At 76.2% G+C, this 11981-nt stretch carries 10 protein-coding genes; 4 read left to right on the top strand and 6 right to left on the bottom strand.

Going from position 1 to position 11981, the window contains the following annotated elements:
* Positions 1–34: 34 nt before the first annotated feature.
* Both ACZ67M_RS21890 and ACZ67M_RS21895 read left to right on the top strand, forming a co-directional pair.
* Positions 35–1384 (top strand): helix-turn-helix domain-containing protein, encoded by a 1350-nt coding sequence (locus ACZ67M_RS21890; protein WP_469852295.1) that lies wholly within the window; start codon positions 35–37, stop codon positions 1382–1384.
* Positions 1385–1478: 94 nt separating this feature from the next.
* A complete protein-coding gene (locus ACZ67M_RS21895; RefSeq protein WP_361356948.1) occupies positions 1479–2210 on the top strand; it encodes a GAF and ANTAR domain-containing protein in 732 nt (243 codons plus the stop codon).
* 432 nt (positions 2211–2642) lie between these two features.
* Here the strand turns inward: ACZ67M_RS21895 and ACZ67M_RS21900 are convergent, their stop codons facing one another.
* From ACZ67M_RS21900 to ACZ67M_RS21925, 6 genes are all read right to left on the bottom strand, one after another.
* A complete protein-coding gene (locus ACZ67M_RS21900) occupies positions 2643–3410 on the bottom strand; it encodes a hypothetical protein (RefSeq protein WP_361356951.1) in 768 nt (255 codons plus the stop codon).
* A gap of 141 nt (positions 3411–3551) precedes the next feature.
* Positions 3552–5222, bottom strand: a complete 1671-nt coding sequence (locus ACZ67M_RS21905; protein ID WP_469852298.1) for a glycoside hydrolase family 13 protein — start codon at positions 5220–5222, stop codon at positions 3552–3554.
* A gap of 90 nt (positions 5223–5312) precedes the next feature.
* The gene (locus ACZ67M_RS21910) at positions 5313–6293 is read right to left on the bottom strand and encodes a nucleoside hydrolase (protein WP_392011342.1); all 981 of its coding nucleotides are present in this window, start codon (positions 6291–6293) and stop codon (positions 5313–5315) included.
* A 142-nt stretch (positions 6294–6435) separates the two neighbouring features.
* Complete coding sequence (locus tag ACZ67M_RS21915) at positions 6436–6804, bottom strand: DUF6479 family protein (protein ID WP_161330406.1); 369 nt, start codon at positions 6802–6804, stop codon at positions 6436–6438.
* A 69-nt stretch (positions 6805–6873) separates the two neighbouring features.
* Entirely contained in the window at positions 6874–7752 is an 879-nt protein-coding gene (locus ACZ67M_RS21920) for a serine hydrolase (protein WP_392100009.1), read from the bottom strand.
* Positions 7753–8131: 379 nt separating this feature from the next.
* Positions 8132–9064 carry a LysR family transcriptional regulator gene (locus tag ACZ67M_RS21925; protein WP_453435768.1) on the bottom strand — a complete coding sequence of 311 codons (933 nt, stop codon included), beginning with the start codon at positions 9062–9064 and terminating at the stop codon, positions 8132–8134.
* Positions 9065–9179: 115 nt separating this feature from the next.
* Here ACZ67M_RS21925 and ACZ67M_RS21930 point away from each other — a divergent pair, with 115 nt between their 5' ends.
* A complete protein-coding gene (locus ACZ67M_RS21930) occupies positions 9180–10178 on the top strand; it encodes a CE1 family esterase (protein WP_469852301.1) in 999 nt (332 codons plus the stop codon).
* A 168-nt stretch (positions 10179–10346) separates the two neighbouring features.
* Positions 10347–11981: a penicillin-binding transpeptidase domain-containing protein gene (locus ACZ67M_RS21935; protein WP_469852303.1), complete on the top strand. Its 1635-nt coding sequence runs from the start codon at positions 10347–10349 to the stop codon at positions 11979–11981.

Below are 11981 nucleotides of genomic sequence, written 5' to 3' on the forward strand. Positions count from 1 at the left end.
AGTCGAACGGCAAGAGCCTCAAGGGGAGTTGGCAGTGGGGGACCGTGACGACCGAGGGGCCATCGGACGCCGGGTGCAACGATTGCGGGCCGAGCGCGGGATGACCCAGCGCCAGCTCGCGGAACCGGCGTACACACCCGCCTACATCTCCACCCTGGAGGCCGGCCGCGTCCGCCCCTCCGACGACGCGCTGCGGCACCTCGCCGAGCGGCTGGGCGTCGGCTACGAGGAGCTGGCCACCGGGCGTCCGGCACGGCTCGCCACGGATCTGCGGCTCAGGCTCACCGAGGCGCAGCGCACCCTCGCCGCCGGGGGCGCGGAACAGGCCGCCGGGCAGTACACCGAGCTGCTCGCCGAGGCCGAGGCGCACGAACTGCCCGAGGAACGCGCCGCCGCGCTGCTCGGGCTCGGCGAATGCGCCCTGGAGACCGGCGAACTGGCCGCCGGACAGCAGTACTTCGAACGGGCCGAGCGGTGCCTCGCCGACGCCGGAGCCCCGCTGCCCGGCCGGGTGCCCGCCCTGCGCGGTCGCGCCGTCGCGCACTACCTCGCCGGTGAACTGCGGTACGCCGTCTACCTCCTGGAGTCCACCCTCGACGAGCTGAACCGGGGCGGCCTGCACGACCCCGACGCGCTGCTGCTGCTCTACGCCAGCGCGATCGGCCCGTACATGGACATGGGCGCCCACGCGCGCGCCGCCCAGGCCGCCGAACTGGCGCTCTCCCTCGCCCCCAGCGCCGGCGACCCCGCGCTGGTCGCCCGGATGCACCGCTCGGTCGCCCGCACCCTGCTCGCCGAAGGCCGCCTGGCCGAGGCGGACGCGTCGCTCGCCAAGGCCGCCGAGCTGTACCGCACGCTGCATCTGCGCACCGAGCTGGCCAACTGCCACTGGATGCGCGGGTACGTCTACGCCCAGAACGGCGAACTCCCGCGCGCCGAGGAGGCGATGCGCGAGGCGCTGAGCATGCTCTCCGCCACCCGTGCCGCCCTCTACAGCAGCCAGGTCGCCGTCGAGCTGGCCGACGTACTGCACCGGCGCGGCAAGTCCGCGGAGGCCGCCGAACTGCTGCACGGGGTGCTGGACGACCTCTCCTCCGAGCGCGGGGCCGTGCACTCCGCGGGCGCGCACCGGCTGCTCGGCATCATCGCCGAGGACGCCCGGGACACCGAGGCCGCGGAGGAGCACTACGTCCGCGCGCTGAGCCTGCTGGAGCGGGCGGGCGCGGCCGGTGACCTGGCCGACCTGTGCCGGCTCCTCGGCGACCTGCTGCGCCGCACCGGCCGCGTGGAGGCGGCCCTCGACGCCTACCGCACCGGCCTGGGGCACCGCACCGCGCCGGGCACGACGACCCTGGGTCCGGCACCGGCGCAGCCGCCGCTGTAGCCCGGCTCGTCACGTCCCGCCGGTTTCGCCGGTTTCCGCCGGTCGGGCAGGGGTAGTCGCCCCTCGGCCGCCGGGTGGGAAGGAGGCGGTGCGCGTGCCGCCCAGTGACGGACCCCGCGGGCTCCCGGACGGCTCCGCCGCCGCCGAGCTGATCGCCGCCGAGGTGCGCGGCGCGGCGCCGGACGAGGTGCCCGGGCGGATGTGCGCGGCGGCCGTACGGCTGCTGCCGGTGACCGGGGCGAGCGCGTCGCTGCGCGGCGAGGGCGTGCCGGTGCGGCTGTGCGCGAGCGGGGCCCGGGCGTCGTACCTGGCGGAGATCCAGGCCACGCTGGGCACCGGCCCCTGTGTGACGGCCGTCGAGGAGGGCGTGCCGGTGCTCGCCTGCGACCTGACGTCCGCCGCGGACGCCGGGCGGTGGCCGTTCTTCGCCCAGCAGGCCACGGCGGTCGGCGTCCACGCGGTCTACGCGCTGCCGCTGGGCACCGACGAGGCGTGCCTGGGCACCCTCGACCTCTACCGCGACACCCCCGGTGGTCTGAGCGCGCCGCAGTTGCGCACGGCACGGCTGGTGGCCGGGGTCATCACGGTGGCCCTGATGGCCCTGCCGCGCCGGCAGGACGCCTGGCTTGACGAGGTGGCCGGCGACCACGACGAGGTCTACCGGGCCGTCGGCATGATCATGGCGCAGCTGCGCATCGGCGCCGACGAGGCCCTGGCCCGGCTGCGCGCCGACGCCTTCGCCCGCGACCGCACGGCCCAAGCGGTGGCCCGCGAGGTACTGACCCACCGCAGACACTTCGGCCACGACGCGGACCCCGGCCCGTAGACCGCCGTCCGCGCCCGCCCCCGCCGCGGGCCGTGCCGAGCGCTGCGCGCGCGGGCCGCCCGGGTGGCGTCGTCGGTCGCCTGCCGGCCACGGACTGTCGCCTGCCGGCCGCGGACCGTGGCCTGCCGGCCGCGGACCGTGGCCTGCCGGCCGCGGACCATCGCCCGCCGGCGCGGACCGTCGCCCGGCTGCCCGCGGAGCAGGGCTCGGTCGCCCCGCCGGGGGCCCGTCCCGCACCTGCGCCCGTACCTCGACGCCGGGCGTCCGCCAAGCGTCGTGCGCGCTGGTGCGGGCGGTCGTCCAGCCGGCGTCTCCGGCCGGCCGGGGGCGTGACCGGCCGCCCGCCGACCGTGACGCGGGGTCCGGGCCCACCGCCGCCCGTCGACCGACCGCCGGCCCCGGACCGGCCCGGGCGTCCCGTCGCGGCCCGCCCTACACCTGTACCCGCCCCTGTCGGCGGACCTCCGTCAGGCGCTGGGCGCCCGTTTCGGTGGCTGTCCACGTGGGGTCGTCGGACGGTTCGCCGAGGGTGCCGATGGTCAGGCTGGCGGCGTCGTCGCCGACGCGGACGGCGACGAGGTCCACGGTGAGGACGGATTCCCCGGCGTCCAGCGTGACCCGGACGCCCTGCCGGGCCTCGCCCGCCTCCGGCAGCGGCACGGCGGTGACCCGGACGTCCCGGGCGGGGCCGTGGGCGGCGCGGGACGTGAAGTGTCCGCAGGTGTCCGGCAGGGTGCCGAGCCAGGTCAGTGTCCGGTCGAGGTCGGCGGCGCGGTGCGAGGTGACCCGGTAGTGCAGCTGGGCCCCGCCGTCCGTGTCGTCCAGGGCGGCCGTGGCGCGCGGCGCGGTGCCGGTGCCGAAGAGGTCCTCGGTGTACAGGACGTCCAGCAGGCGGCGGCAGTCCGGCCGCTCGGCGGTGGCCTTGAGCAGCTCGTCCCGCCAGGTCGCGGCGCCCCGCGTCGGCTCCCACGCCTCCCCCAGGTCGTCCTCGGTGATCAGGGCCGCCCGCGCCTGGCCCTCGGTGAGCACGGGCGGCACGGCGGCCGGTGCCGGCGCGGCCGGGGACCGCGGGGCCGTCGGTGCCGGCGTGGCGGGGTGCTCGGCCGTCCGCCCGCCACCGGCACAGGCGGCCGCCGTGAGCGCCAGGACCGCCGACAGCAGGGCGGCGAGCCGGGGACGGGCGGCGGGGGCGTGCTGCATCGGTGCCTCCTGGAGGGCCGGTGCGGCCGGCGCCGCTCCGGGCCCGGCCGCACCCCCCAGGCCACCACCGTCCCCGCCCCGCCACCAGCGCGCGCGGCCGTCCGGGTGAGGGACGGGGACGGAGACGGGGACGGTGCGCGGTTACAGCCCCAGCCAGACCGTCGTGTCCGGGCCCAGGCGGCCGCCGTCCAGCGGGCTGCTGCTCAGCAGTACCTCGCCGGCCGGGAGGTCGACCGTGGCACCGGTGATGTTGGTGACACAGCGCCAGCGGTCCGTGCGGTCGAACTGGAGGACCCCGGCCGGCACGTCGTCGGACCAGGTCAGCGACTCGCCGTCGAGCAGCTTGCGGCGCAGGCGCAGCGCCGTGCGGTACAGCTCCAGGGTCGAGTCCGCCACCCCGTCCTGGGCCTGGACGGAGTACCCCGAGAAGACCGGCGGCTGCGGCAGCCACGCCGCGCCCGCGCCGAAGCCGTACGACGGTCCCTCCGTCGTCCACGGCAGCGGCACCCGGCATCCGTCGCGGCCCTTGCGGACGTGCCCGGTCTGCTCCCAGATCGGGTCCTGGAGGACCTCGGTCGGCAGGTCGGCCACCTCGGGCAGCCCCAGCTCCTCGCCCTGGTAGACGTAGGCCGAACCGGGCAGCGCCAGCATCAGCAGCGTCGCCGCGCGGGCCCGGCGCAGTCCGGCCGCCGCGTCCACGGCCGGGGCGTGGCCGCCGGACAGCAGCCAGGCGTCGGTGTCGGTGCCCGGCGGCAGCACCAGGCGGGTGGCGTGCCGGACCACGTCGTGGTTGGAGAGCACCCAGGTCGCCGAGGCACCGGCGGCGTGCGCGTCGGCCAGCGAGCCGGTGATGATCGCGCGCAGCTCCGCCGCGTCCCAGCCGCCCTGGAGGTACTCGAAGTTGAAGGCCTGGCCCAGTTCGTCCGGGCGGGCGTACAGCGCGCGCCGGGCGCCCGGGACCCACGCCTCGGCCACCGCCATGCGGGGCGGGGTGTACGTGTCGAAGATCTTGCGCCAGTCGCGGTAGACCTCGTGCACGTCGTCGCGGTCGTAGAACGGGTGGGTGCCCGGAGCGAACTCCGCGAGCGCCGCCTCGCCGCTCAGCTCGGGGGAGCCGAGGTCCCGCAGCGGCTCGGCCAGGTCCTTGACCAGGGCGTGCGCGACGTCGACGCGGAAGCCGTCGACACCCCGGTCCGACCAGAACTTCAGCGTGGTGCGGAAGTCGGCGCGGACCTGCTCGTTCTCCCAGTTCAGGTCGGGCTGTTCGGGGGTGAACAGGTGCAGGTACCACTGCCCGTCCGGCACCCGTTTCCAGGCGCTGCCGCCGAAGACCGACTGCCAGTCGGTGGGCGGGAGTTCGCCCTGCGTGCCGCGGCCGTCGCGGAAGACGTAGCGGTCGCGGGCCGCGGAGCCGGGGCCCGCCTCCAGGGCTTCCAGGAACCACGCGTGGCGGTGCGAGGAGTGGTTGGGGACCAGGTCGACGATCACCTTGAGGCCCAGCCGGTGCGCCTCGGCGGCCATCGCGTCGAAGTCGTCCAGGGTGCCCAGGCGCGGGTCGACGTCGCGGTAGTCGTCGACGTCGTAGCCGCCGTCGGCGAGTTCGGAGGGGTAGAACGGGCTGAGCCACAGGGCGTCGACACCCAGGGCGGCCAGGTGGGTCAGGCGCTGGGTGATGCCGCGCAGGTCACCGAGCCCGTCGCCGTCGGCGTCGGCGAAACTGCGGGGGTAGACCTGGTAGATGACGGCCTGCCGCCACCAGTTGGGGTCCTTGGACGACAGGTCGGGCTTGGCGGCGGTGCTGCGTACGGTCACGCGGTCTCCTTCGCGAGCGTGCGGGCGACACGAATAGATCTGTCCACATCACCCGAAAAGCGAACCCGCGTGCCCGCGACGCGCCGAGGGCTACGGAGTCCGGCGCTCGACCGCCGAGAGATACAGCTCCACGTAGCGGTCCACGTCCACGTCCAAGGCGACGTCCACCAGGGGCTGCTCCCGGGTCCCGTCGTGGAGTTCGGACTCGCCGGGGCGGACGCGGCGGTCGACGACGGTCTGCCCGCGGGCCGGACCGGGGGCCAGGGAGACCTCGACGGGCAGCCGGTGCGTGGTCAGGCCCGCCGGGTCGAGCACCGCGCAGACCGCGCCCGCGTCACCGAGGCCGCCGCCGGGGTCCGACTCGTCGGTGGCGGGGCCGCGGTGGGCGAGCAGCTCACCGGCGAGCCGGGTGCCGGGCTCGTCGCTCGCGCGCAGGCGGCGCACGTCCGGGCCCGGGACGATCACCCGCTGGAAGACGTCGAGGCCGTACATCGTGATCGGCACCCCGGCGCCGAGCAGGATCGCGGCGGCCTCCGGGTCGTGCCAGACGTTGAACTCGGCGACCGGCGTCGCGTTCCCGGTGGTCACCGCGCCGCCCATGAACACGATCCGCTCGATGTTCCCGGTGACCTCCGGGTGGGTGCGCAGCAGCAGCGCGATGTTGGTCGCCGGTGCGGTGGGGACCAGGGTGACCGGGCGCGGGGAGGCGAGGATCTCCCGGCGCAGCAGGGTCACCGCGTCCACGTCGGCGGCGGTGCGGGTGGGCGCGGGCAGTCCGAGGTCGCCCATGCCGTCGTGGCCGTGCACGTGCCGGGCGGTGCGTACGGCCTCGATCAGCGGGCGCTCGGCGCCCCGGGCCACGGGGATGTCGGGGGCGCCGGCCTGCTCCAGCACGGTCAGGGTGTTCCGTACGACGCCCGCCACGTCGGTGTTCCCGGCCACGCAGGTGACCGCGCGCAGGTCGAGTCCGGGGTGGCGGACCGCAAGGAGCAGGGCGAGGGCGTCGTCGACGCCGGTGTCGCAGTCGATGATCACGGGGACGGGCTGCGGCCGGCTGGGGGCGGTCGTCACGGCGGGGGCTCCTTGGGCTGCGGGGGCCGGTCCCGGCGACCCTACGCGCGCCCGCCCGCGTCCCCGCGGGCCGGGCCGCTCCGCCGTGTCCGACGGGCCCCTCCGCCGCGTCCGCCCGGCGGTCCGTCCGCCGCCGGGCCGCTCAGTGGTGCCCGGAGCCGCCGCTGCCGAAGGCTCCGCTGGATCCGGGGAGCCAGCGCTTGCGTCGCTGGTCCTCGCCCCGGCGGCTGCCCGAGTGGTGCAGCTCGTAGGGCATGAGCCGTGGGCTGCCGTCCTGGTTCAGCGGGATCTCGTCGGGTTCCCGCATCTCCCGCTCCTCGCGGACGGCGCCGGTCTCCGGGAGGTGGGGCTGATCCTCGGCGCGCGGGCGGTCGGACTCCCGGTCCATGACCCGCATGCCGATCCGTACGGCGCCGATGAGCGCGCCGGCGACCACCAGCCCGAGGATGAAGGCCACTGTCACGTTGACCGCGTCGGACGCGGCCAGCAGTTCATACGTTGCCGTACTCATGTTCTGATTATGTACCCCCGAATGGGATAAAGCGCCCGATATGTCTCTTCGATCTCCGGGCCCGGCGGTTCACGGGGCCCGCAGCGCGTCCACCGCGATCCGGGCCGCCGTGCCGATGACCGCGTCCGCCGCCGGGAGTGTGGCGGCGGTGTGGGCGGTGCGGGTGAAGACCGCGACGGCGTAGCGGCCCCCGTCGGGGTACTCGACGACGCCGACCTCGTTGCGCAGGGTCGGCAGGCTGCCGGTCTTGCCGGCCACGTGGACGTCGTCGAAGGGGAAGCCCGAGGCCAGGCGGTGCGGCCAGACCTGGAGGCCCATGATCCGGCGCATGGCGGCGCCGTACTCGGGCGGGCAGGCCTCGTCCCGCCAGACCGCGGTGAGCAGCCGGGTCATGTCCCGGGGGGTGCTGCGGTTGGTGCGGGCGGGGTCCAGGGCGCGCAGCCGGGTGATGACGTGCGGGTCGGCCAGGGCCTGGGCGCCGGCGGGCCCGGCGTCCTCCCGCATGGTGCGCAGCATCTCGCCGAAGCCGTACACGGCCCGCGTCCGGTGCAGGCCGAGCCGCTCGGTGGTCCGGTTGACGGCGTCCAGACCGACCCGGCGCAGCAGCAGGTCGGCGGCGGTGTTGTCGCTGACGGACATCATCCAGAACGCCGCGTCGCGCAGGGACAGCCGGACCGGGTCCAGCATCGCCGACAGGCCGGTGGGTCCCGGGGTGCGCCCGTCGGCCGGGCACTCGACCTGCTCGGTGAGGTCGAGCGTCCCGGCCGCCGCCTGCTCGTGCAGCGTCACCAGCACGCACACCTTGTGGACGCTCGCCGTGCACACCGCCTGGTCCGCACCGGCCTCCACCTGCGCACCGGAGTCCACGTCCACGGCGTGCAGCCACCCGGTGACCCCGGCCTCGGCGAAGGCCGCGCCCAGCCGGGCCGCGGTGGCGGTGTCGGTCATGACCGGGGCTCCGATGCCGGGCGGCGGCGGGTGGGGACGGCGTACCGGGTGCGGGGGACGCGGGTTCCGGGGCGGGGGGTGGTGTGGGCGGTCCCGGGGGCCGGGAGGGCCGGGACGGTGCGCGGGCGCCCGCCCGGCCGGGGGAGGACCGCGACGGACCCGCCGGCCGCTCGGGCGGGGGCGGGAGGCGCGGGGTGATGGTCGGCCGAGGGCGCGGCGGCACCGGGCGACGGCCGGTGGGTGGTGGTGGACGCCGGACGGCGGTCCGTCGTGTGCGGAGTGGCGCGGGGCGGCGCCGGGCGCGCGGTGGTGGGGAACGCGGGGCGGTGGCCCGCGGTGGCACCGGGCGACGGTGGGTGGGGGAAGGCGGCGGGGGCCGTCATAGCCAGTACTCCGATGCCGGGCGAAGGTGCAGGGGCCGGGCGGGGGCCTCCGAGTGGGCGTCGGCCGTGGTGCGCAGGGCGTGGGTGGCCGCGTCCGTGAAGGCGCCGACGGCGGCGTCGCCGCGTCCCTTCGGCCAGGCCACGGAGTGCCGCCAGGCGGGCGCTGCCCCGGCCAGCGGGCGCCAGACCAGGTCCCGGTCGCCGGGTGTCACCAGCCGGGTGTCGCGCGGGCACAGGGCGACGGCCCCGGACGACAGCACCAGGCCGCGGACGAAGCTGGCGCCCTGGCCGTGCCGTACGGCACCGGGCGTCCAGCCGCCCCGGGCGCACGAGGTGAGCAGGTCGTCGTAGACCGCGGGGGCGTCGGCGCGCGGGAAGAGGACCAGGTCGTAGCCGGTCAGGGCGGCGAGCGGCACCTCCGCCCGGTCCGCCTGGGGGGCGCCGCGCGGCAGCAGGACGCCGAGGTCGCGGCGGAGCACCGGACCCAGCTCCAGGCCGGCGACGTCGCAGGGGTGGTGGATCAGGCCGACGTCCAGCTCGTGCGCGGCGAACCCGGCGAGCTGCTGGGCGGTGGACAGCTCGTGCAGCTCCAGCTCCAGTCCCGCGTGGCGGCGCCGGAAGTCCGCCAGCAGCGCGGCGACGGTCTCGCCGGAGATGTCGGGGGACAGGGCGGCGCGCAGCAGACCGGTCTCGCCGTCGCGGACCCGGCGCGCGGTGGCCCGCAGGGACTCGGCGCGGGCCAGCAGCTCACGGGCCTCGGCGAGCAGCAGCGTGCCGGCCTCGGTGATGGTGACCTGGCGGCTGGTGCGCTCGAAGAGCCGGACGCCCAACTCCTTCTCCAGCCGCTGGATGCGCTGCGACAGGGGCGGCTGGGCCATGCCCAGCCGGGTCGCGGCACGCCCGAAGTGTGACTCTTCTGCAACAGCCACGAAGCACTCCAGGTGCCGCACCAGGTCCACGAGCAGTAATCATATCGGGGATTGATCGATCCAACATCCATATGAATCTTGGACAAGGGCCCGGCGGGGTTGCTCTCCTCGGGACATGCGCTCCTTCCGCGACCTCGCGCCCCGCCTCCGCCGCTGGCCCGGTGCGCTCGCCCTCGGCCTCGTGCTCCCCCTGGCCGGCTGCTCGGCCGACTCCTCCCGCCCGGACGCCGCGCCACCGTCGAGCGGCGCGTCCGGCACCGGCGGTACGGCCGCCGCGGCGCCGGAGGTCCCCGGGAAGCTGCGGGTCGACGGCCACACCCGCCGCTACCTCCTGCACCGGCCCGCCGCCGACGGCCGCAGGCCCCTCGTCATCGCCTTCCACGGCCGCGGTGAGAGCGCCGCCGACCTGCGGGAGAAGAGCGGGCTGCAACGGGCGGCCGAGGAGCGCGGCATGCTCGTCGCCTTCGCCGAGGGCCTCGACCAGGGCTGGGGCGCGGGCGCGAGGGCGACCGAGCAGCGTCCCGACCCCGGGCGCGACGTGCGCTTCACCGAGGCGCTGATCAAGCACCTGGTCGGCACCGAGCACGCCGACCCGCGGCGGGTCTACGTCGCCGGGTTCTCCAACGGCGGCTCGATGGCGCTGCGCATGGCCGCCGAACGCCCCGCCCTGCTGGCGGGCGCGGCCTCGGTCTCCGGCCAGCTGGCCGCGGGCGACGGCGCGGTGAAGCCCACCGGACCCGTCCCGGTCCTGGTCGTCTACGGCGCCGACGACCCCGTACGGCCCCTGGCCGGCCTGCCCTCCCCGCCGCCGAACCCCGAGGAACCGATCCTGCCGAGCCTGTCGGCACGGGACACCGCGGAGGCCTTCGCGGACGCCGGCGGCGCGGGTGACCCGGTCACGCGGGAGCGGAAGGGCTACGACGAGACCGTCTGGCGGCCGAAGGACGGCCGAGGCGCCCCGGACGCCGGCACCGTCCGGCTCCTCGTCGTCCACGACGCCGGTCACACCTGGCCGGGGACGACCGCCGCACCGCCCGAGGGATTCGGCCCCGTCAGCAAGGACCTGGACGCCACCGGCACGATCCTCGACTTCTTCACCGCCTCGGACCGCTGACCCGACGCCACGCGCCGCGCCACCCCGGCCGCTGACCCGGCGCCGCCGACGCACCGATCCGACGCACCGGTCCGATGCACCGAACAGAAGCCACCGCCCCCCGGATGCCACCACTCCGCCGCCTCACCACCCGGCCGGCCCACCGCCCCGACAGACAGGGAACTTCCGATGTCCGACGCCTCGTACCTCCCCTCCTCCCGCCGCCGCGGCCCCCGCAACGGCGTGCGGGCCGTCGCCGCGGTGGCGGTCGTGCTCGCGATCGCCGCGGGCGGCTCGTACGCCGCCGGGCTCGGCCCCTTCGCGCGCGGCGAGGACGGCCCGGACCCCGCCGCGATGGAGCAGGCGCGCGCGTTCCTCGCGGACTGGTCCGCCGGGCGCCTGCCGAACGCGGCCGGCCGCACCACCAGACCCGGCCCGGCCGAGGAGGTGCTCCAGAGCTTCACCGCCGGGCTCGACATCGAGAAGCCGAAGCTGACGGCGGCGAAGGACGCGAAGGAGGCCGAGGACGGCACCCTCGGCGTCCCGTTCACCGCCCGGATGCCGATCAGCGGCCTCGGCACCTGGACGTACGAGTCGGAGCTGCCGCTGCGTGAACAGGACGGCGCCTGGAAGGTGGACTGGCGGCTGTCCCTGGTGCACCCGCGGCTGAGCGACACGGAGAAGTTCCGGCTGGAGCGCGCCGAGACCACCCCGCCGAAGGTCACCGACCGTGAGGGCACCTCCCTCAACGGCGCGCGGTACCCGTCCCTGGCACCGCTCCTGGGCCGGCTCGCCGGCGACTCGGGCGGCGGTGGTCCGCGCGGCGCGGTCGAGCTGGTCGACCGGGCCAGCGGCGAGACCGTGCGCACCGAGGCGTCCTTCGGCAAGAAGCCCGACCCGGCCACGGCGGACCGGCCGGTGCGCACCACCCTGGACGCCACCTGGCAGTCCGCCGCCGAGCAGGCCCTCGAGAAGGCCGACGGCAAGAACGCCGCGCTCGTCGCCCTGCGCGTCGACAACGGCGAGGTCCTGGCCTTCGCCAACTCCCCCTCCAGCGGCTTCAACCGCGCCGCCTCCGGCACCTACGCGCCCGGCTCCACCTGGAAGATCGTCACCAGCAGCGCCCTGCTGCTCAAGGGTGCGGTCGCCCCCGACGACGTCGTGGACTGCCCCAAGTACCTGACGGTCGGCAAGGAGTTCCACAACGTCGAGACGTCGGAGCACCCGGGCGCCACCTTCCGCAAGGACTTCATGGAGTCGTGCAACACGGCCTTCATCAGCCTGCGCGGCAAGCTCGAGGAGGGGGAGCTGGGCGAGGTCGCCCGCACCTACTTCGGCGTCGGCCAGGAGTGGCACGTGGGCATCCCGACGTACGACGGCTCGGTGCCGGTGCCCAAGGACGAGACCGAGAAGGCCGCGTCGATGATCGGACAGGGCCGGATCCAGGCCAACCCCCTGATCATGGCGTCGGTGACGGCGACCGCGGTCTCCGGCGAGTTCCACCAGCCGTCCGTCACCGGGGGGAACGAGGACCGTACCCGCACCGAGCCGCTGCCCGGCAAGGTCGTCGGCCAGCTGCGCGGAATGATGCGGGACACCGTCACCGACGGCACCGCGCGCGTCCTGGCCGACCTGCCCGGCGAGGTCGGCGCGAAGACCGGCACCGCCGAGGTCTCCGACGACCAGGACAACAACGGCTGGCTCGTCGCCCACCGCGGCAACGTGGCCGTCGCCGTGGTCGTCGAGGAGGGCGTCACCGGCGGCGGCTCGGCGGGCCCGGTCGTGCACAGCCTGCTGTCCGCCGTACCGGAGGACCCGTCCTGA

The sequence above is a fragment of the Streptomyces sp. NPDC107500 genome, from assembly GCF_055582785.1.